Annotated in this window: 20 protein-coding genes and 1 pseudogene; 13 read left to right on the top strand and 8 right to left on the bottom strand. The window is 64.4% G+C overall.

Going from position 1 to position 25316, the window contains the following annotated elements; all coding sequences use genetic code 11:
- Positions 1 to 35 precede the first annotated feature (35 nt).
- The 7 genes from A6V37_RS28375 to astE all read left to right on the top strand — a co-directional run bounded on the left by A6V37_RS28375 (position 36) and on the right by astE (position 8489).
- Positions 36 to 1085 carry a GlxA family transcriptional regulator gene (locus A6V37_RS28375; protein WP_064286538.1) on the top strand — a complete coding sequence of 350 codons (1050 nt, stop codon included), beginning with the start codon at positions 36 to 38 and terminating at the stop codon, positions 1083 to 1085.
- A 192-nt stretch (positions 1086 to 1277) separates the two neighbouring features.
- Complete coding sequence (locus tag A6V37_RS28380) at positions 1278 to 2513, top strand: aspartate aminotransferase family protein (protein ID WP_064269636.1); 1236 nt, start codon at positions 1278 to 1280, stop codon at positions 2511 to 2513.
- A gap of 28 nt (positions 2514 to 2541) precedes the next feature.
- Positions 2542 to 3609: an arginine/ornithine succinyltransferase subunit alpha gene (gene aruF / locus A6V37_RS28385; RefSeq protein WP_064269637.1), complete on the top strand. Its 1068-nt coding sequence runs from the start codon at positions 2542 to 2544 to the stop codon at positions 3607 to 3609.
- Positions 3606 to 4637, top strand: a complete 1032-nt coding sequence (gene astA / locus A6V37_RS28390) for an arginine N-succinyltransferase (RefSeq protein WP_064269638.1) — start codon at positions 3606 to 3608, stop codon at positions 4635 to 4637. The genes aruF and astA overlap by 4 nt, the downstream gene beginning before the upstream one ends.
- A 2-nt stretch (positions 4638 to 4639) precedes the next feature.
- Positions 4640 to 6103, top strand: coding sequence for a succinylglutamate-semialdehyde dehydrogenase (astD, locus tag A6V37_RS28395; RefSeq protein ID WP_064269639.1), 1464 nt, complete (start codon positions 4640 to 4642; stop codon positions 6101 to 6103).
- A 9-nt stretch (positions 6104 to 6112) separates the two neighbouring features.
- Positions 6113 to 7453, top strand: a complete 1341-nt coding sequence (gene astB / locus A6V37_RS28400; RefSeq protein ID WP_064286539.1) for an N-succinylarginine dihydrolase — start codon at positions 6113 to 6115, stop codon at positions 7451 to 7453.
- Entirely contained in the window at positions 7437 to 8489 is a 1053-nt protein-coding gene (gene astE / locus A6V37_RS28405; protein WP_242665859.1) for a succinylglutamate desuccinylase, read from the top strand. Before astB ends, astE begins: the two co-directional genes overlap by 17 nt.
- A 74-nt stretch (positions 8490 to 8563) precedes the next feature.
- Here the strand turns inward: astE and gstA are convergent, their stop codons facing one another.
- Entirely contained in the window at positions 8564 to 9184 is a 621-nt protein-coding gene (gene gstA / locus A6V37_RS28410) for a glutathione transferase GstA (protein WP_064269642.1), read from the bottom strand.
- Between the two features lie 126 nt (positions 9185 to 9310).
- Between gstA and A6V37_RS28415 the strand changes: the two genes are divergently transcribed.
- Both A6V37_RS28415 and A6V37_RS28420 read left to right on the top strand, forming a co-directional pair.
- On the top strand, positions 9311 to 10219 hold the full coding sequence (locus tag A6V37_RS28415) for a LysR family transcriptional regulator (RefSeq protein ID WP_064269643.1): 909 nt from the start codon (positions 9311 to 9313) through the stop codon (positions 10217 to 10219).
- A gap of 257 nt (positions 10220 to 10476) precedes the next feature.
- Positions 10477 to 11265, top strand: coding sequence for an ABC transporter substrate-binding protein (locus A6V37_RS28420; RefSeq protein ID WP_064269644.1), 789 nt, complete (start codon positions 10477 to 10479; stop codon positions 11263 to 11265).
- A 125-nt stretch (positions 11266 to 11390) separates the two neighbouring features.
- Here the strand turns inward: A6V37_RS28420 and A6V37_RS28425 are convergent, their stop codons facing one another.
- A complete protein-coding gene (locus A6V37_RS28425; protein WP_064269645.1) occupies positions 11391 to 12149 on the bottom strand; it encodes an acetoacetate decarboxylase in 759 nt (252 codons plus the stop codon).
- Positions 12150 to 12414: 265 nt separating this feature from the next.
- Here A6V37_RS28425 and A6V37_RS28430 point away from each other — a divergent pair, with 265 nt between their 5' ends.
- Positions 12415 to 13779: an EAL and HDOD domain-containing protein gene (locus A6V37_RS28430; RefSeq protein WP_064286540.1), complete on the top strand. Its 1365-nt coding sequence runs from the start codon at positions 12415 to 12417 to the stop codon at positions 13777 to 13779.
- A 169-nt stretch (positions 13780 to 13948) separates the two neighbouring features.
- Here A6V37_RS28430 and A6V37_RS28435 read toward each other — a convergent pair whose 3' ends face one another.
- Both A6V37_RS28435 and A6V37_RS28440 read right to left on the bottom strand, forming a co-directional pair.
- Positions 13949 to 15406 (bottom strand): HDOD domain-containing protein, encoded by a 1458-nt coding sequence (locus A6V37_RS28435; RefSeq protein ID WP_064286541.1) that lies wholly within the window; start codon positions 15404 to 15406, stop codon positions 13949 to 13951.
- Positions 15407 to 15509: 103 nt separating this feature from the next.
- The gene (locus A6V37_RS28440) at positions 15510 to 17324 is read right to left on the bottom strand and encodes a putative bifunctional diguanylate cyclase/phosphodiesterase (RefSeq protein ID WP_064286542.1); all 1815 of its coding nucleotides are present in this window, start codon (positions 17322 to 17324) and stop codon (positions 15510 to 15512) included.
- A gap of 302 nt (positions 17325 to 17626) precedes the next feature.
- On the opposite strand from A6V37_RS28440, the gene A6V37_RS28445 reads away from it, so the two are divergent.
- From A6V37_RS28445 to A6V37_RS28455, 3 genes are all read left to right on the top strand, one after another.
- Entirely contained in the window at positions 17627 to 18961 is a 1335-nt protein-coding gene (locus tag A6V37_RS28445) for an EAL and HDOD domain-containing protein (protein WP_064269649.1), read from the top strand.
- Positions 18962 to 19160: 199 nt separating this feature from the next.
- Entirely contained in the window at positions 19161 to 19724 is a 564-nt protein-coding gene (locus A6V37_RS28450) for a peroxiredoxin (RefSeq protein ID WP_064269650.1), read from the top strand.
- A gap of 135 nt (positions 19725 to 19859) precedes the next feature.
- Positions 19860 to 20324 carry a hypothetical protein gene (locus tag A6V37_RS28455; protein ID WP_064269651.1) on the top strand — a complete coding sequence of 155 codons (465 nt, stop codon included), beginning with the start codon at positions 19860 to 19862 and terminating at the stop codon, positions 20322 to 20324.
- Positions 20325 to 20438: 114 nt separating this feature from the next.
- On the opposite strand, the gene A6V37_RS28460 is transcribed toward A6V37_RS28455, so the two are convergent.
- The 4 genes and pseudogenes from A6V37_RS28460 to A6V37_RS39540 all read right to left on the bottom strand — a co-directional run.
- Positions 20439 to 21080 carry a hypothetical protein gene (locus tag A6V37_RS28460; protein ID WP_064269652.1) on the bottom strand — a complete coding sequence of 214 codons (642 nt, stop codon included), beginning with the start codon at positions 21078 to 21080 and terminating at the stop codon, positions 20439 to 20441.
- 2 nt (positions 21081 to 21082) lie between these two features.
- Positions 21083 to 21469, bottom strand: coding sequence for a DUF2515 family protein (locus A6V37_RS28465; protein WP_064286543.1), 387 nt, complete (start codon positions 21467 to 21469; stop codon positions 21083 to 21085).
- A gap of 74 nt (positions 21470 to 21543) precedes the next feature.
- The gene (locus A6V37_RS28470) at positions 21544 to 24855 is read right to left on the bottom strand and encodes an efflux RND transporter permease subunit (RefSeq protein WP_064286544.1); all 3312 of its coding nucleotides are present in this window, start codon (positions 24853 to 24855) and stop codon (positions 21544 to 21546) included.
- A 3-nt stretch (positions 24856 to 24858) separates the two neighbouring features.
- Positions 24859 to 25316: pseudogene (locus A6V37_RS39540) on the bottom strand (efflux RND transporter permease subunit); the annotation flags it as partial.

Here is a 25316-nt window from a genome sequence, read left to right on the forward strand (position 1 = left end):
CGCGGCTCGCGCCGCAGCGTTTGATTGCCTCAGCGATGGCTCGCACGTCCAACCCGGCTCGCACCACGCAGGTGGCGATCGTCGCCTTGCCGCCCGTGTCGATGTCGGGCGTCGGGCCGATCGTCGACGCGCTCAATCTCGCGAATGAAATCGACGGCCGCGCGTTGTACCGCGTGCAGGTCTGTTCGTGGGACGGCCGCGCGGTGCCGCTTTCGGGCGGCGCGCACTGGCCGGCCGACGCCGCCTTCGGCGACGCGATCTCGTGCGACTGGCTGATCCTCGTCAGCGAACGGTTTCAGCAATTCGCAGACTACCGCCTGTTTCTCGCCAGCCTGTCGCGTGTCGGCCAGCGCACGCCGCTCGTCACCGGCATTCATCACGGCGTCTGGTGGCTCGCCATGGCCGGACAGTTGTCCGGCTATCGCGTGAGCGTCAACTGGGAAACCTATCAGCAGTTCTCCGAGCAGTTCGAGCGCTCGATCGTCACCCAGCAGATCTTCGAAATCGACCGCGATCGCGCCACCTGCGCGGGCGGCCAGGCCACCGTCGACTTCATGCTGGCGATGATCGGCCGCGAGCACGGCCCCGAACTGGCGGACCGCATTGCGGACACGCTCGGCGTCGGCGTGCTGCGGGCCGGCGAAGAGCGGCAGCGCATTCCGTTCGTGACCGCGCCGGGCGAGCGTCATCCGCGCCTGAACGACGCCTTGCTGCTGATGGAAGCGAATATCGAAGACCCGCTCGCCACCGACGAGATCGCAGGGCTGGTCGGCGTATCGCGGCGACAATTGGAACGCCTGTTTCGCCAGTATCTCGGCTCGATGCCGTCCAAATACTATCTGGGGCTGCGGCTTTCCAAGGCGCGCACGCAATTGCAGCGCACCAGCAAGTCAGTGGTGCAGATCAGCCTGGCTTGCGGGTTTTCGTCGGCGGCGCACTTTTCGAATGCGTACCGCGAACGCTTTGGTGTCACACCACGCGAGGATCGTCGTAACTGGATCGACAAGCAGACCGGCGCGGGCGGCGCCGCGGCCAGCGAGCCGCGCCCGGGCGCGCTGATCGAGCGGCCGGATCAGGCGGACTGAAGCACGCACCGAGGCGCGGGCCGACGGATGCACCAAAACCCGCACCGAAGCCCGGACCGCAGCCCGCCCAGTGAGTACTGTCCGCCTGCCGATCGTTGAAACCTCATAGAAAGCGTCGCGTATGCGCAAGACGTATCCCGTGCGGTTTCCTACACTAGCTGTATTACCTCTCACCTGTAACGAGGATTTGCCATGAACGACCTGACAGTGACACGCCAGACCTTCGACGAAGTCATGGTGCCGGTGTTTTCGCCCGCCGCTTTCGTACCGGAACGCGGTCTCGGCTCACGCGTCTGGGATACGCAAGGCCGCGACTATATCGACTTCGCCGGCGGCATTGCCGTCACCGCGCTCGGTCATGCGCATCCCGAACTGCTGAAAGTGCTGGCCGAGCAGGGCGGCAAGCTGTGGCACATCGGCAATGGCTTCACCAACGAGCCGGTGCTGCGCCTTGCCAAACGCCTCGAAGACCTGACCTTCGCCGACCGCGCATTCTTCGCCAACTCGGGCGCGGAAGCGAACGAGGCCGCGCTGAAGCTGGCGCGCCGCGTGGCGTTCGAGCGTCACGGCGCGGACAAGTTCGAGATCATCTCGTTCACGCAGTCGTTCCATGGCCGCACGTTCTTCACGGTGAGCGTGGGTGGCCAGCCCAAGTATTCGGAAGGCTTCGGCCCGGTGCCGGCCGGCATCACCCACTTGCCGTACAACGACATCGAAGCGGCCAAAGCGGCCATCGGCGCGCAAACCTGCGCGGTGATCGTCGAGCCGATTCAGGGCGAAGGCGGTGTGATCCCGGCGGATCCCGCTTTCCTGAAGGCGCTGCGCGAAGCCTGCGACCAGCACGGCGCGCTGCTGATTTTCGACGAGGTGCAAACGGGTGTGGGCCGCAGCGGCTACTTCTATGCGTATCAGGAAACCGGCGTGACGCCGGACATCCTGACCACGGCCAAGGCGCTTGGCAATGGCTTTCCGATCGGTGCGATGCTGACCACCAACGAACTGGCCGCCCACTTCAAGGTCGGCGTGCACGGCACGACGTACGGCGGCAACCCGCTCGGCTCGGCGATTGCGGAGAAGGTGGTCGAACTGGTCAGCGATCCGAAGCTGCTGGAAGGCGTGCACACCCGCAGCGAAGCGCTGAAGGGGCAGCTTGCCAAGCTCAATGAGCGCTTCGGCCTGTTCAAGGAAGTGCGCGGCAAGGGTCTGCTGATCGGCGCGGAACTGACCGACGCGTTCAAGGGCCGTGCGAAAGACTTCGTTACTGCGGCGGGCAAGCATGGCGTGATCATGCTGATGGCCGGTCCGGACGTGTTGCGCTTCGTGCCGTCGCTGATCATTCCGCTGGACGACATGTACGAAGGTTTTGCGCGTCTGGCGAAGGCGATCGACGAAGTGGTCGGCGCCGCCGCTGAAGCGCCGGCCCGTTAATCAGGCCTCACTTTCAACAGGAACGACGATGCTCTTCGTACGCCCAGGCCGCCTCGCCGATCTCGACGCGCTCGAACATATGGCGCGCACCGCGCAACCGGTGCTGCATTCACTGCCGCACGACCGGCGAGCGCTCGAAGCGCGCGTCGCATTGTCGGAAGACTCGTTTCGCGCGGAAGTCGATTTTCCGGGCGAGGAGTTCTATCTGTTCGTGCTCGAAGACGCGCAAAGCGGCAAGCTGATGGGCACGGCGAGCATCGTTGCCGCGGCCGGTTACTCCGATCCGTTCTACGCGTTTCGCAATGACGCGCTGATTCATGCGTCGCGTGAGTTGCACGTGAACCGCAAGATTCACGCGCTGACCATGTCGCACGAATTGACTGGCAAGAGCCGGCTGGCCGGCTACTACATCGACCCGTCGCTGCGCGGCGATGCCGCCGCGCACCTGATGTCGCGCGCGCGGATGATGTACATCGCCGCCAATCGCAAGCGCTTCACGCCGGAGGTGTTTTCGCTGCTGCTCGGCGTCACCGACGACAACGGTGTGTCGCCGTTCTGGGAAGCGGTGGGGCGCAAGTTCTTCGGCCGCAACTTCGCCGACATCGAAATCGAGTCGGGCGGGCGCAGCCGCACCTTTATCGCCGAAGTCATGCCCACGTATCCCATCTATGTGCCGTTGCTGCCCGAAGCGGCGCAGCGCGTGCTCGGCGAGCCGGACTCGAAAGCCTTGCTGGCTTACGAGATTCACCTCGAAGAAGGTTTCGAGACGGACCGCTATATCGACATTTTCGATGCGGGCCCGGTGGTGACGGCGCAGGTGGATCGCAGCGCCTGTGTCACGCGCAACGAAACGCGCGTGGTGCGCGAATCGGCGGCCGCGGCGAATGGTGCGAACGGGGCGACGTATCTGATCGCGCATAACGGCGCCGACGGCGAGTTCCGTTGCGTGCTCGGCGATCTGGCAGCGGGCAAGGAAGCCGGCGCGTCGCTGCCGCACGCGGCGCGTGCCGCGCTCGGCGTGGAAGAGGGCGACACGGTGCGCTGCGTGCCGCTGCACCAGCCCCATCAGGATGAACAATCGGGAGACGCACAATGATCGTCGTTCGCGTTGTGCAACGAGGCGATGTGGACGCGCTCATGCGGCTCGCGCAGGAAACGGGCCCTGGCCTCACCACCTTCAAGCCGGATCGCGAAGCGCTCGCGGCACGCGTGGAACGCGCGCGCCGCACGATGGAAGACAAGGCCGAGCCGCATGAAGCAGGCTACTTCTTCGTGATGGAAGATACCGACACCGGCGACGTGGCCGGCGTGTGCGGCATCGAAACCTCGGTCGGCTTGCAACAGCCGTTCTACAACTACCGCGTGAGCACGGTGGTGCACGCGAGCCAGGACCTCGGCATCTGGACGCGCATGCGCGCGCTGAATATCTCGCATGACCTGACCGGTTACGCCGAGGTGTGCTCGCTGTTCCTGAGCCCGCGTTATCGCACGCACGGTGTGGGCGGCCTGCTGTCGCGTTCGCGCTTCATGTTCCTCGCGCAGTTCCGCGAGCGTTTTCCGCAGCGTCTGTGCGCGGAGCTGCGCGGCCATTTCGACGCCGAAGGCACGTCGCCGTTCTGGCGCGCGGTCGGTTCGCACTTCTATCAGATCGATTTCAATGCGGCGGACTATCTGAGTTCGCATGGCCGCAAGGCGTTTCTCGCCGAACTGATGCCGCGCTATCCGGTGTATGTCGAACTGTTGCCGCAAGAGGCGCAGGACTGTGTGGGCCTCACCCATAACGACACGATTCCGGCGCGCCGCATGCTCGAAGCGGAAGGGCTGCGTTACGAGAACCACGTCGATATCTTCGATGCGGGTCCGGTGCTCGAATGCCATATCGCCGACTTGCGCACCGTGCGCGAGAGCGTGCTGGTGCCGGTGGAGATCGGTGCGTCGAATGCGCCGCAGGATGGACCGAAGTCGATGGTGTCGAATACGTCGCTGGGCGACTTCCGCGTCGGCGTGGTGGCGGGCGCGCCGCAGGACGGCGTGTTCCGCCTGAGCGCGGACGAAGCCGCGGCACTAAGCGTCAAGGCAGGCGATCTGGTGCGCGTGCAGTTGCAGAAACACAAACAAGGATGATCATGAGCGAGCTTTTCATCGACGGCGAATGGGCCGCCGGCACAGGACCCGCATTCGCGTCGCGCAACCCGGGCACGGGCGCGACGGTTTGGGAAGGCAATAGCGCCTCGGCGGACGACGTCGACCGCGCGGTGCGCAGCGCACGCCGCGCCTTCGGCGCATGGTCGGCGTTGAGCCTCGACGAGCGTTGCGGCGTGGTGCGCCGCTTCGCCGCGCTCGTGACTGAACGCAAGGAAGCGCTGGCCGAAGCAATCGGCCGCGAAACCGGCAAGCCGCTGTGGGAAGCGCGTACCGAAGCCGCGTCGATGGCGGCGAAAGTCGAGATCTCGATTCAGGCCTATAACGAGCGTACCGGCGAGCGGCGCTCGGCGATGGCCGACGGCACGGCCGTGTTGCGGCATCGTCCGCATGGCGTGGTCGCGGTGTTCGGGCCGTATAACTTTCCTGGCCACCTGCCGAACGGTCACATCGTGCCGGCGCTGATCGCGGGCAATGCCGTCGTGTTCAAGCCGTCGGAACTCGCGCCCGGCGTGGCCGCGCTCACGGTGCAGATCTGGCACGACGCGGGCTTGCCCGCCGGCGCGCTGAATCTGGTGCAGGGCGAGAAGGACACGGGCATTGCGCTGGCGAACCACCGGCAGATCGACGGCCTGTTCTTCACCGGTAGTTCGGACACCGGAACATTGCTGCACAAGCAGTTCGGCGGCCGCCCGGAGATCGTGCTGGCGCTGGAAATGGGCGGCAACAATCCGCTCGTGATCGGACCGGTCGCGGATATCGACGCGGCCGTGCATCACACGATTCAATCGGCGTTCCTCTCGGCCGGGCAGCGCTGCACGTGCGCGCGCCGTATTTTTGTGCCGAATGACGCGTTCGGCGACCGCTTCATGGCGCGCTTTGCCGAAGTCACTTCGCAAATCGCCGTGGGTGAATATAACGCCGATCCGCAGCCATTCATGGGCGCCGTGATTTCGGCGCGTGCGGCCTCGCGGCTCGTCGCGGCGCAGGAACGCCTGCTGGCCGATGGCGCCACGGCGCTGCTGAAGATGGAGCAACGCGATCCGAATCTCGGCTTCGTCACGCCCGCCATTCTCGACGTGACCGGCGTGAAGAATCTGCCCGACGAGGAACACTTCGGACCGCTCGCTCAGGTGGTCCGCTACGGCAGCTTCGACGAGGCGCTCGAACAGGCCAACGATACCGAGTTCGGCCTCTCCGCGGGCCTGCTCGCCGACGACGAAGCGCTCTGGACGCATTTCCAGCGCACCATCCGCGCGGGCATCGTCAACTGGAACCGGCCGACCAATGGTGCGTCTTCAGGTGCGCCGTTCGGCGGGCCGGGCCGCTCGGGCAATCACCGGCCGAGCGCGTACTACGCCGCCGACTACTGCGCGTTCCCGATGGCTTCGGTCGAAAGCGCCCAACTGCAAATGCCCGCGAGCGTCTCGCCGGGCCTTCAATTCTAAGGATCGACGATGCAAGCCACTGAAGCCAATTTCGACGGCCTGGTCGGCCCGACCCACAACTACGCGGGGCTCTCGTTCGGCAACGTCGCATCGCAGAACAACGAGAAGTCGGTGGCCAATCCGAAAGCCGCCGCCCGCCAGGGTCTGCGCAAGATGAAGCAACTGGCGGACCTCGGGTTTCATCAGGGTGTGCTGCCGCCGCAGGAGCGTCCGTCGATGCGCCTGTTGCGCGAACTCGGCTTTTCCGGCGACGACGCCACGGTTATCGCGCGTGTGGCCAAGGACGCGCCCGAACTGCTGGCCGCGGCAAGTTCGGCTTCGGCCATGTGGACCGCGAATGCGGCAACGGTGAGCCCGTCCGCGGATACGCACGACGGCCGCGTGCATTTCACGCCGGCCAATCTGTGCAGCAAGCTGCATCGCGCGATCGAACACGAATCGACGCGCCGCACCTTGCGGGCGATTTTTAGCGACGACGGCCGCTTCGCGGTGCACGAGGCGCTGCCCGGCACGCCGGCACTCGGCGACGAAGGCGCGGCGAATCACACGCGCTTCTGCTCGGGATATGGCGCACAGGGTGTCGAATTCTTCGTGTATGGCCGCAGCGAGTATCGCCGCGGACCGGAGCCGAAGCGTTTCCCGGCCCGTCAGACGTTCGAGGCGAGCCGCGCGGTCGCGCATCGTCATGGACTGAAAGAAGCGGCCACGGTCTACGCGCTGCAAAACCCAGACGTGATCGACGCGGGCGTGTTCCATAACGACGTGATCGCAGTCGGCAATCGCAGCACGCTGTTTTGTCATCAACTGGCGTTCGTCGATCAGAACGCGGTGTACGACGAACTGCGTTCGAAGCTCACTGGCCTGAAAGCGGACTTCAACGTGATCGAAGTGCCGGACGCGCAGGTGAGCGTGGCCGATGCGGTGACCTCCTATCTGTTCAACAGCCAGCTGCTGACGCGCCCGGACGGCAAGCAGGTGCTGGTGGTGCCGCAGGAATGCCGCGAAAACGCGAGCGTGGCCGCGTACCTCGACGACCTGGCCTCGCGCACGGGCCCGATCGACGATGTGCTGGTGTTCGACCTGCGCGAGAGTATGAAGAACGGCGGCGGTCCGGCGTGCCTGCGTTTGCGCGTAGTGCTGGACGACGCGGAACGCGCGGCGGTGAATCAGGGCGTGTGGATCAACGACACGCTGTTCGGCCGTCTGGATGCGTGGATCGAAAAGCACTACCGCGACCGTCTCGCACCGGCCGACCTGGCCGACCCGCAACTGCTGAAGGAATCGCGCACCGCGCTCGACGAACTGACGCAGATTCTCGGTCTGGGCTCGCTGTATGACTTCCAGCGCTGAGCGCGGCATGCAGGCTTCGTTGCTGGGCGATTTCCTCGCCTATACGCTGGCGGGAGAGCGGCCCGCCGCGCATGAAAGCGAGGGCACGTGCGCCAGTGGCGTGCGCTGGTCGTGGCTCGCAGACGGCATCCTGCTCATGGAACCGGCGGTGCTGGAAGAGGGCGCGCGCAGTGTGCTCGCTTCCGCCGGCGTGCATGGCGACGAGACCGCGCCGATCGAACTGCTGTCCTATCTCGTGCGCGACATCGCGCAAGGCACGGCCGCGCTGACCTGCCGCCTGCTGGTGATTCTCGGCAACGTCGATGCCATGCGCGATGCTGCCCGCTATCGCGACGACGACCTGAACCGCCTCTTCAGCGGCCGTCATCTGCAACTGCCGGAAAGCGAGGAAGCGCCGCGTGCCGCCGCGCTGGAGCAGGCCGCGATGCGGTTCTTCGAGGACGCGTCGCACGAGCCCGGCGCGCGCTGGCATATCGACATGCACACCGCCATTCGCGCGTCCGCGTTCGAGCAGTTCGCGTTGCTGCCGCATACCGGCAAGCCGCATTCGCGCGCGATGTTCGAGTGGCTCGGCGAGGCGCGCATCAGCGCGATACTGTTGCACACCACCAAGGGCAATACGTACTCGCATTTCACCGCGCAGGCGTGCGGCGCCGTGGCGTGCACGCTGGAACTCGGCAAGGTGCGGCCGTTCGGTCAGAACGATCTGACGCGGTTTGCCGGCGCGGATCAGGCCGTGCGTCATCTGCTGGCCGGCACGCATGTCGAATCACAGGTGCAGATGCCGCGGGTGTTCACGGTGATCGATCAGATCACCAAACAAAGCGATGCGTTCGAATTGCTGGTCGCCGCCGATGTGGCGAATTTCACTCCATTCGCGCGAAACACGGTGCTCGCACGCGATGGTGAGTATCGCTACGTCGTGCATCACGACGAAGAGCGTCTCGTGTTTCCGAACGCGACGGTCAAACCCGGTTTGCGCGCGGGTTTGATGGTGATCGAGACTACGCAAGAGACGCTGGCGACACTCGCGTAGTCCACTTTCTCGCAGGACTTCGACGTTGCGCGCCAGAGCCGCGCGCGCAACGTTTCACATCAACGTGCCTTAATTTAAGCCGCGTTCGCCCTGATCAGACCTTCCGCCACCATTGCTTCACGCACTTTCGGCCGCACCGCGATGCGCTCGAGATACGCGCCCACGTTCGGATAAGCGCCGAGATCCATCGACAGCATCCGCGCCCAACTCACCACCGTGAACGCATACGCGTCGGCGACCGAATAGTCTTCACTCAGATAGTCACGCCCGGCGAGCACACGGTCGAGTTCGGCGAAACGCGTGGCGAGCTTCGCGCGGCAGTCGGCCTTCGTCGATTCGGCCGTGTCCTGATGCCAGAGCCAGGGGCTGAAAGTCTTGTGCAATTCCGTGCTGATATACGTGAGCCAGCCGAGCGTTTCGAGGCGCCTGGGTGTACCCACAGGCGGCAGCAAACCGGACTCGGGCGCAAGATCGGCGACGTATTGCAGCAGCGCCGCGCCTTCGGTATGGCGCGAGCCGTCGACGAATTCGAGCAGCGGGACATAGCCGCGTGGCGAGATCGCGTAGTAGTCGGCGCCGTTGGCAAGCTGATGCGTTTGCAGGTTGACCTTGATGCCTTCGAAGTCGAGACCGGCTTCGCGCAGCGCAATGTGAACCGCCAGCGAGCAGGCGCCCGGCGAATAATAGAGTTTCATGGTGTCACCGCTATAAACGAGTGTGGAGTTCCGGCGGATGCCGGTGGCAAGGCTCGTCGGCCGACAAGTCGATGTGGTAAAAGTAGCCCGGATCCGATTCGGAATAAACAGGCGGCTTGCCAAACCATGCGTGCAAAAACGCAATACGAACTGACCTCGGCGGATACGCAGACCATTCTCGCGCTGGTGCGCGCCGGCACGCTCGCGGACGCCGCGCAGCGTTTGGGCATTGATGCATCGACGATTTTTCGTTCGGTGCAGCGGATCGAACGCGGGCTCGGGCAGCGTCTGTTCGAGCGCTCGCGCAGCGGCTATCGCGCGACGCCGCTCGGCGCACAACTGGCGCGTCATGCCGAGCGGATCGAAAGCGAACTCGGGGCGGCGCGCGCCACGGTGCAGGCGAGCAGCGACCGCGTGCCAGGCAGCGTGCATGTCACCACCACCGACACGGTCCTGTACGGCCTGCTGATGCCCGCACTGCATGAATTCGCTGCGCTGCATCCGGCGTTGTCGTTCGAATTGACCGCCACCAACAGTCTCGCGAGCCTGACCAAACGCGACGCCGATATCGCGGTGCGCGCCACGCGCCGTGCGCCGGAGCATCTGGTCGGCAAGCATGTGGGCCCGCTGCGTATCGCGGTGTTTGCCGCGAAAAGCAGCGGCATCCACGCAAGCGATGCCGATGCGTTGTCGCGCTGCGACTGGGCGGCCCCGGATGCGTCGCTGGGCGATCATCCTTCGGTGCTGTGGCGCAAGCGCCATTGTCCGACGGTCGAGCCGCGCTACAAGACCAATAGCGTGATGACCGTGTTCGAACTGGTGCTGCGTGGCTTTGGCGTCGGCATCTTTCCGACCTTCCTCGCGCGCGGCCGCGACGATCTCGTGCAGTTGACGCCGCCGCTCGACGAAGCCGAGTCGCAGGTCTGGGTGCTCGCGCATCCGGAGTCGCGGCATTTGCCTCACGTGGCCGCGGTCTATGCGCATCTGTCGCAGAGGCTGAGCGGCGATTTCGCCAGCGGCGACGGCGCGCGCTGATGCGCCAGGCTTTGCCTGAGCGCGACATCTATTTACACCTTTGACGGTGTGCACACGGTGTGCACGCGGAGGCCACGCGCCGATGCGCCGCCAGACCCGCCCGCGGGCGTGCCCGGCGAAGCCTGTACAATCGCGGCCTCGCGGCTGCTGCACTGCACCACGCCGGCCGCACGAGTTTGAATCGCAATTTTGGCGCGGCAATCATGCTCGCCCGGATTCGGCTCCGTCTTATTCAATACCGTAGAGGAACACCCGTGATGAAGATGAATTGGCGAAACATGGCCGCGCTCGCGTTGTTTGCGATGACGACGGCAGGCACCGCGGCGGCAGCGGATATCAAGGAAGTGCATTTCGGCGTCGAGGCGTCGTATGCGCCGTTTGAATCGAAGTCGCCGTCGGGCGATCTGCAAGGTTTCGACATCGACGTCGGCAATGCCGTGTGCGCGAAGCTGAAAGCCAAATGCGTGTGGGTCGAGAACTCGTTCGACGGTTTGATCCCGGCTTTGCAGGCGCGCAAGTTCAACGCCATCAATTCCGACATGACGATCACGGATCAGCGCCGCCAGGCGATCGATTTCACGGATCCCATCTACACGATCCCGAATCAGATGATCGCGAAGAAGGGTAGCGGGCTGCTGCCGACGCCTGCATCGCTGAAGGGCAAGCACGTGGGCGTGCTGCAAGGCACGATCCAGGAGACGTATGCGAAGGCGCGCTGGGCGCCGGCTGGCGTCGACGTCGTGCCGTATCAGACGCAGGACCAGATCTACTCCGACCTCGCGTCGGGTCGCCTGGATGCCGCGTTCCAGGACGCGGAAGCCGCTTCGAAGGGCTTCCTGAAGAAGCCGCAGGGCGCGGGCTTCGAGTTCGCCGGCCCGGCCGTCACTGACGAAAAGCTGCTCGGCGCGGGCGTGGGCTTCGGCATCCGCAAGGGCGACAAGGCGTTGAAGGACGCGTTGAACCAGGCGCTCAAGGAACTGAAGGCGGACGGCACGATCGACCGCTTCGCCGCCAAATACTTCGACGTGAAGGTTGTGTTGAAGTAAGACAGCGATGCTGTGCGCGACGCGCGATTCTGATTGCGCATGAATCGTTGCGCACTGTTCAATGCAAACGGCCGCTTACGCGGCCGTTTGTCTATCACGCGGCATGAAACGATGATGCTTGCCGTTCAGCGCACGTTCGCTTCCGGCTGATCGAGGTAATCGAACACCACCTCGCCGAGACCGAGCGTCAGGTCGGCGAGCAGATGGCGTGCCTCGACAATCTCCAGCACCGGCAATTCCGCGATCGGCGCGAGCGCGTGGTGCGCCAGTTCGAGCGAGGCCGGCCCGCTCCACGCGCCTTTCAGATCGATGTCCTGCAGGTAGTACCGCACCAGTTCGCAGATGCGCGGCGTGCCGTCCACATGCGGAATCACCTTGAGCAGGAAGTTCGGCGCTTCGAGGCGTTTTTTCTGCTGCGCGAGGTCGAGCTGCCGGTGTTTGTAGCCCATCGTGCCGGTGGCGATGCGCACCGGGCCGTAGTCGAGCGTGCCGACCAGGGTGTCCGTGTGGGTGGCGAGCACGGGGTTCGCGAGTTTCTTCGGAAAACCCCACAACTCGCGGCCGCCGGCGATGGGCGGATGGTCGTCCAGATACATGGCGAGCGTGTAGCCGCCCGCGACGCCTTTGTACGACACCGGGATGACCTGGCCGCTTTCCGTGTAGTCGCCGAAGCCGGTCGAATCCGGCATGCGAATGAATTCGTAATGCACCAGCGGTTCACCGATCTCGAGCGGCTCGGGCACCACGGCACGCAGTTTGTCCGGGTCGGTGCGGTAGGTGATGATCAGAAATTCGCGATTGACGAATCGATACGGGCCCATGGGGAATGCCGGGCTCGTAATCGGCATCGCGAAGGCATTTGACAGCACGCTTTTGACGTCCATGTTTTTCCTTGGTAGTTAAAACGCGGGGGGAAAGCTTCTGCACTGCACAAGAGTATCGTCTTTTTCTCCGGAGGGGATTCGGACCGGTCTCCAAATATTTCAAGATATTGCGTCACGGACATGTCCGGGCATGGCGCCCTGCGCTAAAATCGCCGGGCACACCATGGGCGCCGCGGGCTTCAGGCCTTGGGCCGCGCGCTTTCGGTGCGGCGAAAACCAAAATACAGCAGTCGGCGCCGGGGCGGCGCGTCGCGGGGGAAGTGCAATGACCACCATCGCAATCGAAAATCGGGGCCACACGGGCACCGCGGACGATGCGCAATTCAATATCAGCTTCGCGCGCCAGCCGATTCTGAATCGTGACGGCATGCTGTGTGGCTACGAGCTCAAGGTGCGCGCGCCGCAACCGCCGGCTGTCGATGCGCCGGCCGCGAACGCGCATACCGGCGCGGATGCCGAAGCATCGGCGGACGAGGCATCCGATCCGGCTCGACAGCTGGCGCGAGCGGTGCTTGACGGACTGAACCAGGGGCAAGTGCGTGGCGCGCTTACCGGGCATCCGGCGTATGTGGACGTCAGCCGCGAGATGCTGCTCGACGACGCGATCCTGCAACTGCCCGCCGAGCGGTTCATGTTCGAACTGCCGCCGTCGATCGAGGCCGACGATGCGCTGGTCTTGCGCATCGTCCAGTTGCATGGACGCCGCTATCGCTTCGTGCTCGACGAAGTCAGCCAGCCCAATGAAACGTTTGCGAAGTTGCTGCCTTATGCGGAAGTCGTCAAGATCGACTTCCCGCGCGCGCCTCGCGCATTGCTGCCGAAGCTGGCGAGCGTGCTCAAGTCGGCGGGCAAACTGCTGATCGCGGCGGGGATCGACTTGCAAGCCGATTTCGACACCGCGCATGGGCTCGGCTTCGATCGTTTCCAGGGCTACTATTTCGCGCGCGCGCAGGCCTCGACAACGCGCCGCGTCAGCGCGCCGCGCCATGCGCTGCTGAATCTGCTGCAATTGCTGGCGGGCGAGCCGACGGTGTCGCAGCTCGAAGCCGAACTTAAGCTCAATCCGGTGCTGGTCATGCATCTGATGAAGCTCGCCAATTCGAGCGGCCTCGCGGTCGGCCACAAGGTGACGACGTTGCGCGATGCGATCAATGCCACGGGCACCGATCGCATCGCCCGCTGGACGCAGTTGCTGCTGTATGCCGACGGCCGCAAGGTTGCCCTCGAAGACGATCCCTTGCTGCAACTCGCGGCAACCCGCGCGCGTTTCATGGAACTGGCAATCGAGCGCTTGCCCGAAGCCGGCCGCGACGAAATCGACGCGGCGTTTCTGACCGGCGTGTTTTCATTTGTCGACGCGGTGTTCGGCGGTTCGCTCGAAAGCACGTTGAACGTGCTGACGCTGTCGCGTCCTCTTCAGGCCGCGATTCTGCGCCGCGAAGGCGTGCTGGGCTTGCTGCTGAGCGCGGTCGACGCGCTGGAGCGCGGCGCGTGGGATGAGCTCGCGGCGCTGTGCGAACGCCTGCAGCCGTTGACCGTGGAAGAGCTTGCGCAGATGGGGCTCGCGGCAGGCGCGTGGGCCGGCGTCGCGGACCGCAGCGCGCAGGGGCTGGAAAGAATCGAGGACTGAAGCGAGGACTGAAGCGGCGACGTCGATCCGGAGGCTGCGGCATGCCGCGCATGCCGGCTCCGGTCAATACGGCGTGAATTCAACGTGGTTCTGCGTAGCTGAACGTGGCGTCGGGCAAATGCAAAAGTGGTGAGAGTGAAGCGCCGTGATCAACGATCACGCCAGGTCTTCACATCGTCTCCATTTCCCGCATCTGCCCCAGGCCAAAAAAACGGCCGAGTTCCTTGGCCAGTTCATTCAACACGCTCATCTCTTTCTGTGAGATGCGTCTCGGCTCCTGCGAATGGGACCAGTCGCCATAGAGCAGCGCGACCGTCGAGTCCGTATCGTCGACCACCGGCAACAGCACGAACGCGCGGGTGTCGTCGAATGAGCGGCGGAACCACTCCGGCAGCCGCGCGATCATCTTCGGGTCGCGCGCATTCTCGATGAAGATGCCCACCGAATTCGCGATCGCGAGATGAAACACGTCGGGCTCGAACGCGGTATTGAACGTCAGGCGGGGCAGGGCGGCGTCGATCTTCGGACCGAGCCCGAGACGCGCCTTGAAGGTGCCGTTGCTGTGCTTGACGAATACCACTGTGCGCGCGAAGCCGAGACCCGCCAGCAGCGTTTCCGCGGCCATGGCGAGAGCCGGCGCAAGCGGGCTTCCGTCGGGCAGGCCGCGCAGATCCTCGACCCCCACGGCGATGCGCGCCTCGGGGTTGAGCGCTTCGCGTGCAATCGCATCCGCATTCGCGCGCAGCTCGACGATCTCGCGCATCACGCCGTCGCCGCCTTCTTCGCGGGCGAGCGCCACGCTCATCTCGAGCAGCACTTCCGGATCGGTGTTGAGCGCGCCGCTATATTCCTGAGCCAGCTCGCCGATGCGCGCCTCGCGCTCCCAGTCCGGCATGTTCTGCTGGGTGAGCACGTCGGCGACCGCGGTCGAGTAGTTGGTGATGGCGCGCAGCCACTGCACCTGGCGCGGCTGCGTCACGTCCTGCGGATCGAACTCGCCCATGCCTGAGCGGATCATGTCGGGCAGGCGCCAGCGCACGGCGGCTTCGGCGCCGCTCTCGTCGAACGTCACGCCGAGCACCAGCACGCAGGCATCGGCTTCGAGCGTGCCGTCGTCGATATGACCGCGAATCTGGTCCCACTCGGCGTCGAGATAGAACACCACCAGCAGCTTGCCGATCTGCCGCATCAGCGTGCAGACCACGGCTTCCTCGCCGGCGCGCAGATCGCCGCGCTCGGTCAGCTTGCGCGCGACGCAGCCCGACAGCAGCGTGCGGTTCAGTTCGAGTTTCGCGTCGATGCGGCGCGGCGCGCTGTGGTGAAAGTGATCGACGATTTTCAGTCCGACCACCAGATGGCCGACCGCATCCATGCCGAGCACCATCAGCGCGCGCGACACGGTCGTGATGTTGCCGCCGAACGCCATGTACATGGCCGAGTTGGCGAGCCGCAACACTTTTTGCGTGAGGGCGAAATCCGACAGCACCACCTGCACGAGGCCGGTGAAGTCGAGGTCGTCATTGTTCATCGCCGCCATGGTGGTGCGCAGCGATTGCGACAGCATGGGGAAATCGCCGCGCTCGCTCATTCGCGTCCAGAGCCGGTCGAGCACCGCCGCCTTTACCATGTGAGTCCCGCCAAAGCCATACATGTTCCAATGAATGCCACGCCGGCACGAGTCCGGCTTGTTCCGCTGCGTGATCCGTTACATGCGCGCTTTGCCTGCATTGTTACGCGGTATGCAGGTGAAGCGTGCGCGCTTCGAAGCGCCGCGCGATCTCGTCGGAGGGCAACGCCTTGCAGACGAGCCACCCCTGAATGTGATCGCAGCCCATCTCCGTGAGCAGTGCGCGCTGCGCTTCCGTTTCGACACCTTCGGCAACCAGTTCGAGATCCAGGGTCTGCGCGAGACCGACCACGGCGCTAACGATGGCCTGATCGTTCCGGGAGGTTAACAGATTCTCGACAAAACTCCTGTCGATCTTGAGCTTGGCGAGCGGAAAGCGTTGCAGATAAGCCAGACTCGAATAGCCGGTGCCGAAGTCGTCGATCGCGAAACGGATGCCCATGGCCGTCAGATCTTCGAGCAGTCCCTTGGCGTGCGCGGGGTCGTGCATCAGCAGGCTTTCGGTGATCTCGAACACCAGCCGGCGCGGGTCGATGCCCGTCAGGTCGATCGCCTCGCGCACCGCGCTCTTGAAGCGCGGATCGCGGAACTGCTGCGGCGACACGTTCACCGCCACATATTGCAGGACGATGCCCTTGGCGTCCCACTGGATCAGTTGCATGCAGGCAACCTTCAACACCCAGTTGCCAAGGAAGTTGATCAGGCCGATCGACTCCGCGAGCGGGATGAACATGGACGGCGGCACGAGGCCATGCACCGGGTGCGCCCAGCGGATCAGGGCTTCGACGCCGACCACGCCGTGCGTGCGGCTGCTCGTGATCGGCTGGAAGTGCAGCGAGAACTCGCCGTTGCGCACGCCGTCGTACAGGTCGGCTTCGAGCTTCAGACGCTCGGCGTCCGCGGGGTTGTCGTCCGGCACATAGAAGGCGAGCGTGTTGCCGCCCGCCGCCTTGGCCTGCAGCAGGGCATGGTCGGCCCAGCGCAGCAGGTGGGTGTCGTGGCCGGCGGTGTCGTTGGCGTGGCGCACGTCGGGATAGAGCGCAATGCCGATGCTCGCCGACAGGTGCACCTGCTGGCCGTTGCACACGTACGGCTGCTGGATCGCGGTCAGCAGGCGCCGCGCCAGCGCTTCGGCGGCGGCTGCGGCGTCGGTGCGGTTGGCCGCGGGCTTGACCAGAATCGCGAACTCGTCACTGGCCACGCGCGCCACGGTCTCGCTCGGGCTCGTCATGTTCAGGATACGGCGCGAGGTCTCGCGCAGCATTTCGTCGCCGGCGTCGTAGCCGAGCGCGCGGTTCACCCGCTGATAATCGTCGAGATCGAGCAGCAGCAGGGCGGCCGGCGTACCGTGCGCGTCGGCCTGATGCTGGGCGTCGAGCAGCGCCGGGAGCAGCGCCGACTGGTTGGCCAGATTGGTCAGGCGGTCCAGATGCAGCGCCTGGGTCAAACGTTCTTCAGTGGCGCGCCAGACCGATACGTCGAAGCCGGCGATCGCATAGCCATCGGTGCCGTCGTGGCTGCTGCGCACCACGCGCAGCTCGACCGTGATCGGGTAAGTCAGCGACTTGATGAGGCCGAGGGTGGCCTTCTCGACGTTGCCGGAGACGGCGGCCCGCGTAAGCAGCGCGTCGAGGCGCGGCACGTCGGCCGGCGCCACCAGATCGTGCAGCGTGATGGTCTCGAGATATTCGCGGTGGTAGCCGATGAAGCGCAGGCTCGCGTCGGAGACATAGACGAAGCGCAGCGCGTCGTCGACGTGCGCCAGCAGGTCGACGGCGCAGACCACCTGTTCCAGTTGCGCGGCGCGGCTGTTGACCGCCTGCGGCTTGCCGTCCGCGCGCCGGCCGAACGCACGAAGCCGGTCGATGACCGTGCGCAAGGAGCCCCGGCGGGGCGCGGTGATCCTGTTCGCTTCCATGTTTGTCGCTGGCAACCCGTATTCGTCTGCACGTGAGGCGGCACGCTGCCCGCCGGTTGGGGCGGTCAAGAGGTATCAGGCCGCCCCATCAGAACGAGATAACGACCGGCGCCGGAGAATCTTTAGCGGCGACTGCAAAAAACATCCCGTAAGGCAGCGTGGGCGCGCCTCGGCACCAGCCGTGGCGCGAATCGGTTAAAGTGCGGCGGCTCGACGTCCGTTAACACGCCCAGGCTAACGATGCAGCATCGACAGTGAGGTCGCTGCTGCGCAGCTTTTCTGAACACTTGCACCGGTGCTCCATGTCTGAACGCCATCTAGGGGCTACTGCCCGGCACATCGAGGTGCTCGACGCCATTGCCGGCGGCGCCGATCCGTTGGCGGCCGCGCAGTACGTCTACCTGGGACGCCAGCCGATCCTCGATCGCGACGGCGCGCTCCACGCTTACGAGTTGCTGTTTCGAGCCGGCGCGCATAACTACGCCGAGGTCACCGACGACGCCCAGGCGACCGCGCAGGTGGTGGCGCGCGCCATCGGCGGGATCGGCGTGGCCGCGGTGCTGGGGCAACACCGCGGGTTCGTCAATATTGACCGCGCGCTGCTCTTTAACGACATCGTCCATGTGATGCCGCCCGAGCGCTTCGTGCTCGAAATTCTCGAGACCGTGAAGTTCGACGCGCCGCTCGCCCGCCGGGTGAGCGAGCTGCGCCGCGCCGGCTTCCAGGTGGCGCTCGACGACGTCAGCGAGTTGTCCGACGAACTGATCGCCGCCTTGCCGCATGCCGATATCGTCAAGATCGACTTTCTGCAGACCGAGCGCGCCTTGCTTCCGAAGCTGGCGTCCATCGTGCGCGGGCATGGCAAGACGCTGATTGCCGAGAAGGTCGAGACGCGCGAAGACTTCGCGCTCGCGCGCGAGCTCGGTTTCGATTTGTTCCAGGGCTACTTTTTCGCGCGGCCGCAGGTGCTGACCGCGCCGCGCAATCGCTCGCCGCGTCCTGGCCTGCTGCGTCTGCTGGCGCTGCTGTCGCGCGACGCCGGCATTGTCGAGCTCGAAGCGGAGCTCAAGCTGAACCCGAGCGTCGTGGTGCAACTGCTGCGCCTCGTCAACTCCAGCGCGTTCGGCTTGGGGCGCAATATCGCTTCGCTGCGCGAGGCGATTATCGCCGCGGGTACGCGGCAGATTGCGCGCTGGGCGCAACTGCTGCTCTACGCATACAGCGGCGATCTGCCGTGGCGTGCCGACCCGCTGGTGCAGCTGGCGGGCACACGCTCGCGTTTCATGGAACTGGCCGCGGCGCGCCTGCGCCCGAACGACGACGAGTTCTCCGACGCCGCGTTCATGACCGGCATTTTCTCGCTGGTTCACGTGGTGATGGGCAGCACGCCGGATGCGGTGCTGGAGAAGCTCAGCCTCGCGCTGCCGATCCGCGAGGCGGTGGTGTCGCGCCGCGGTGCGCTCGGCATGTTGCTGCGGCTCGCTGAGGCAGCCGGCGAGGGTGCCGATGCGGCATCCATCGCGGCGGCGTCCGATGCGCCGGCCGGCTTTGCCGCGTTCACGCCCGAGGTGCTGGCCGAGCTCAATCTCGCGGCGGCGGCATGGTTCGGCGCGCATAGCGCGGAAGCGGCGGCCTGAGCGGAACGCGTGCGCCTCGTGATCAGTTGGCGCGCGTATCTGCATTCTTCAGCACGGTTCACACGTAGTTCGCGCGTACGTGGTCCAATAGCGTATGGATGTGGACGCGGTTCCACCGGACCCGCGGCTCGTCGTTCATTCGATTCATTCGTTTCATTCATGAAAAACGCGTGCATCAACGCCTTGGAGGAACACGCAAATGAACAGAAAATGGGCACCGTTAGTGCTGGCCATGGTTGTGTCGGTAGGATTTGCCGTTCATTCGCTGACGGCATCCGCAACGCTCAAACCGGGCGATGCCGCTCCGCAGTTCACGACGCAAGCTTCACTGGGCGGCAAGACTTACACTTATACGCTGGCCGATGCGTTGAAGAAAGGGCCGGTGGTGCTGTATTTCTATCCGGCCGCATTCACCAAAGGCTGCACGATCGAGGCACACGAATTTGCCGATGCCGTCGACGAGTACAAGAAATACGGCGCGACGGTAATCGGCGTGTCGCACGACAATATCGACACGTTGGCGAAGTTCTCGGTGAGCGAATGCCGCAGCAAGTTCCCGGTAGCCGCCGACGCCGATGCGAAGGTGATCGGCGAATACGATGCCGGCTTGCCGATGCATAACTCGATGGCCAATCGCGTGTCGTACGTGATCGCGCCGGACGGCAAGATCATTTATGAATACACGAGCCTGTCGCCTGAGAAGCATGTCGAGAACACGCTGAAGGCGGTGAAGGACTGGGCGGCTACGCATAAGCAGCCGTAACGGCGGCGCCTGGCCGGCGCCTGGCCGGCGCCTGACTGAGGCCTGGTGCTTGCCGATCTGTTGCAATCGTTGTTTGCGGGCAGATTAGAGCGTCGCACGTGCCAGGCTGAGTTCTTTTGACCTCGTGAGCTTGCAATGCCGATTGTCGTTGCGTTATTAGCGCTGATCGCGCTGGTGTATGGCACGGTGCGTGCGTTCGAAGCCTTGCAGGCGGCCTTCGGGTTTGCCGTTGCGGTAGGCGTGGCCGTGCTGGTGGCGGTATTGCTGATTGCCGCGCTGATGATCTGGTTGCGGCGCCGGCAGGAAGTAGCGCCGAATGTTCACGACGGAGACTGGACCCATGAGCTCAAGGGGAGCTGGGGTTCGATCCGGCTCGCCGCCGGCAAGCGGTTCTGTGAGATTCGTCTCGGCGACGAAAAGGGCGCCTATATCTTTGCTGATCTGCTTGGCGCGGAGTTACAAAGCCGCGATGCCCAGGCGGAGCTTGCGTTGAAAGTCAAAGATGCGAGACGTGAAGTCTGGCTGTTGCCCATGGCGAGTGAGCGGCAGGCCAAGCAATGGCAGCGGATTTTTTCGCTTGCAAGGGAGCAGAAGCTTTAAGTCACAGCTGTGCGGCTGTCTGGCACGTTGGATCGATCGCGGCGAGCGGATTGGGTATTGTGCTGCGAAGCCAGTGACCGGATCACCGCCCACACGGAGTTGGGCCAGGGAGCTTCAATGGGCGGCTTCGCCACCTGCCGCATCTTTATAGAACTGTGGACCGAGTTCAAGCGTCACCACGTAACGCTCCTGACCCGGCTGCATTTGGGTCGAAAAGCAGCGAACATCGAGCGTGACCTGGTACTTGTCTCCGCCGTTCCAGACCGACATCGGGTCTTTGCACGCTTCAATAGCGCGCCGGGTGACAGGTGTGTTTTCAATGGGGCGCCAATAACTATATTGGAACGCTCGCCAGCCTGAGCGCCGCAACTGACCCTGCATATCCATCACAATTGCGATCGCTTCATCCAGTGGCAATGCTTTCAGTTGCGGTGAAAGCTGCACGGAGGCGACATTCGAATTCTCCGAGTCGTCAAAACCCATTTGAGAAAATACAGCCGCCGGGGTCGTGAAGCCGTATACCGGATCATCAAAACAAAACGTCGCGATCACAGAGGCCATAGAAATCGAACCCGTTCCCCTTGGAGGCAAACTGGATCGAGAACGCTGACGCATCTGCTCATAAGGCTCGCCAAGTTTCAGAACCACCTCGTCTGTCCGCTCTCGTCTTGCATGAATCTGCCACACAAGCGCCGTCATCAGCACCATGAGCGCCAGGGCAAGTATGAGCAGCCCTCGTCTTGTTCCTCGTTGCATCTTTACCTCGGATGAGCGAGCACGTAGAGGGAGTTTTCCACGTCATATTTTTGCAGCGGATTGTGCAGCAGCTCATCAAACCGGGCAGCAGCGCGCATGACAAAGGCCATGCGCTGCCCCGGATCAGCAAGATTCGCGAGAGGCTCCTGGCTGAAGTGCAAAATCTCAGCGTTCGCCCCCGTCACGGTACATTTGTTGGCAAGCGTCAACTGAATTTCTCTGGCTGATCCTGTGGGAATGTTCAATGCCCACGCAAACTGATTGCCTCGCATCAGCGTGACGAACGTGTCCTCCTCGACCTTTCTTCTGGCGGCTTCTTCTTCCTCTTTCCAGTTGGGATAACACACCGGGCAACGGGGGTTATCACACTTCTCTCGTTGGGACGCCATCTCGTTTGGAACCCTCGTCGGAATGCGATCCAACAAGATACGAGGCAGCGTTCATCGAACTATGGAAATGTGTGTCAGGACGGAGCAATACCCGTTCGTCGCGCCTTCCTCGACTCCCATCTCACCCGAATCCGGTCCATGTAGAGATACACGACCGGCGTCGTATAAAGCGTGAGCATCTGACTCACGATCAACCCGCCGACAATCGCGATCCCGAGCGGCGCGCGAAGCTCCGCGCCTTCGCCGCTGCCGAAGGCGAGCGGCAAAGCCCCGAGCAGCGCGGCACAGGTGGTCATCATGATCGGCCGGAAGCGCAGCAGGCAGGCCTGATAGATCGCATCGCGCGAGGACAGTCCCTGCCGCGACGCTTCGATCGCGAAGTCCACCATCATGATGGCGTTCTTCTTCACGATACCGATCAGCAGGATCACGCCGATCAACGCGATGATGCTGAATTCCGTCTTGAAGAGCAGCAGCGCGAGCAGCGCGCCGACGCCCGCCGAGGGCAGCGTGGACAGAATCGTCAGCGGATGGATATAGCTCTCGTACAGCATGCCCAGCACGATATACACCGCCGCCAATGCCGCCAGAATCAGAATCGGCTGGTCGGACATGGACTGCTGGAACGCCTGTGCCGTGCCCTGGAAACTGCCGTGGATGGTGCCCGGCACGCCGATCTGCGCCATCGTGTCGTAGATCGCCTGGGTCGCGGTGGATAAGGACACGCCCGGCGGCAGATTGAACGAGATCGTCGAGGCCACGAACTGGCTCTGGTGATTGACCGACAGGGGCGTATTGCCCGGACCGAAACTCGCGATCGCCGACAGCGGCACCATCGTCTCCTTCGAGGTCGACACGGCCGCACCCGACGAAGCACTCGACTTGCCGCTCGCCGCAATCGAATTGATCGCCTGGTTGCGCGCGGAGTCGGCGGCGATGCTTGCCGCGCTCGATGCGCTGGTGCCCGCCGTGCCACCCGCCGCCGCACTGGTCGACGCAGTGAGCGCCTTTGATGTCACCGTTCCCGCCGGCGCGTTGGTGGTCTGCGCGCCGCTCGCGCTGCCGCCCGAGGTGCTGACGTAGATCTGCTTCAGCATGTCCGGGCTCTGCCAGTACTTCGGCGCGACTTCCATCACGACGTGATACTGGTTCAGCGGGTTGTAGATCGTCGAGACCTGGCGCTGGCCGAACGCGTCGTACAGCGTGTTGTCGATCTGAGCCGGCTTGATGCCGAGGCGCGAGGCGGTGGCGCGGTCGATCGTCACCATGGCTTCGAGGCCGCCTTGCTGTTGGTCGGAATTCACGTCCGCGATTTCGGGGCGCGCCTGCAGCGCCTCGGTGAGCCGCGGCCCCCACAGATAGAGGTCGGGCGTCGAATCGGCCAGCAGCGTGAACTGGTACTGCGCGTTCGACTGGCGTCCGCCGACGCGAATGTCCTGCACCGCCTGCAGGAAAGTCCGCGCGCCGGCCACTTCGCCGAGCGGCTCGCGCAGTTGCTGGATCACCTGATCGGCGGACAGCTTGCGTTGGCTCTTCGGCTTCAGCGAGACGAACATGAAGCCGGAGTTGGTCTGCCGCCCGCCGGTGAAGCCGGCCACGCTGTCCACCGCCGGATTCTTGCCGACGATCTCCATCATCTGCGCGAACTTGCCTTTCATGGCCTGGAACGAGGTGGCCTGGTCAGCCTGAATGCCGCCGATCAGCCGCCCGGTGTCCTGCTGCGGAAAGAAGCCCTTCGGCACGATGATGTACAGCGCGACATTCAGGACGATGGTCAGCAGCAGAATCGTCACGATCAGGAGCGGGTGCCGCAGCGCCCAGCCGAGCGTGCGTTCGTAGCCGCTCTGCATCGAATTGAAGCCGCGTTCGAGCCAGCGGCCAAAACGGCTGTCTTCTTCCTTCTCGTGCGGCTCGCGCAGCAGACGCGAACACATCATCGGCGTGAGGGTGAGGGAGACGATCAGCGAGACGCCGATTGCGAGCGAGAGCGTCAGCGCGAACTCGCGGAACAGCCGGCCGACAATGCCGCCCATCAGCAGGATCGGCAGGAACACGGCGACCAGCGAGATGCTGATCGACAGCACGGTGAAGCCGACTTCACGCGCGCCGAGGAACGCGGCCTTCATGCGCGGCACGCCGTTCTCGATATGCCGCGAGATGTTCTCCAGCACCACGATGGCATCGTCGACCACGAAGCCGGTCGCGATCGTCAACGCCATCAGCGAGAGGTTGTCGATCGAGAAACCGAGCAGGTACATCGCGCCGAATGTGCCGATGATCGAGATCGGCACGGCCACGCTCGGAATCAGCGTGGCGCGCCAGTTGCGCAGGAACAGGAACACCACCATCACCACCAGCGCCACCGCGATCATCAGCGTGCGCTCGGTGTCTTTAAGCGACGCGCGGATCGTCGTGGAGCGGTCGGCGGCCGGTGCGATGTCGACGTCGGCGGGCAGCGAGGCGTGCAGCTGCGGCAGCATCGCCATCACACGGTCGATGGTGTCGATGATGTTGGCGCCCGGCTGGCGGTACAGGATCACCAGCACCGAACGCTTGCCGTTGAAGAGGCCGAGGTTGCGCAGGTCCTCGACCGAATCGACCACCTCGGCGACGTCGGAAAGCTTGACTGCCGCGCCGTTGCGATACGCGATGACCAGATCCTTGTATTGCGACGCCTTGCTGGCCTGGTCGTTGGTATAGATCTGCACGCGGTTCGGGCCGAACTCGATCGAGCCTTTCGGGCTGTTCGCGTTGGCGGAGGCAAGCGCGGCGCGCACGTCCTCGAGACCGATGCCGTAGTGCGAGAGCGCGTTCGGTTCCAGTTCGACGCGCACAGCCGGGTTGGCCGAGCCGCTCACATCCACTTCGCCCACGCCATCCACCTGTGAGAGCGACTGCTGCAACACCGTGGCCGCGGAGTCGTACAACTGGCCGGCCGTGAGCGTTTTCGAGGTGAGCGCCAGAATCAGAATGGGCGCGTCGGCCGGATTGACCTTGTGATAAGTCGGGTTGCTGCGCAGGCTCGCCGGCAGATCGGCGCGCGCCGCGTTGATGGCGGCCTGCACGTCGCGCGCGGCGCCGTCGATGTCGCGGTTCAGGCCGAACTGCATCGTGATGCGCGTCGAGCCGACCGAGCTCGACGAGGTCATTTCGGTCACGTCGGCAATCGAGCCGAGGTGCCGTTCGAGCGGACTGGCCACGCTGGTCGCCACGGTGTCCGGGCTGGCGCCTGGCAGCGTGGCCTGCACCGAAATGGTCGGAAAATCGACCTGCGGCAAGGGCGCAACCGGCAGTTTGGTGAACGCGAACACGCCGGACAGCGCGATGCCGATCGCCAGCAGCGTGGTGGCGACTGGGCGGGAAATAAACGGACGCGACAGGTTCATCGCTCAGTTCCCTGCGTCGGTGGCGGGCGGCGTGGCGCCATGGGACGGCCCGCCGCGATTGAAACGCTCCCGCGCGCGGCGGCCCAGCGAGTCGAACGCGAGGTAGATGACCGGCGTGGTGAACAGCGTGAGCAACTGGCTGACGATCAGACCGCCCGCAATCGCGATACCGAGCGGCCGGCGCAGCTCCGACCCGGCGCCGGTGCCGAGCATCAGCGGCAGCGCGCCGAGCAGGGCGGCGAGCGTGGTCATCAGGATCGGCCGGAAGCGCAGCAGGCACGCCTGGTAGATCGCTTCGCGCGGCGCCTTGCCTTCCTCGCGCTCGGCCTAGAGCGCCAAGTCCATCCTCATGCTCGCGTTCTTCTTCACGATACCGCTCAGCAGCACGATGCCCATGATGCCGATGATGTCCAGGTCGTGCCCGGTGATCAGCAAACCCAGCAACGCACCCAGCCCGCCCT

The organism is Paraburkholderia ginsengiterrae, from assembly GCF_001645125.1.
GTDB lineage: Bacteria > Pseudomonadota > Gammaproteobacteria > Burkholderiales > Burkholderiaceae > Paraburkholderia > Paraburkholderia ginsengiterrae.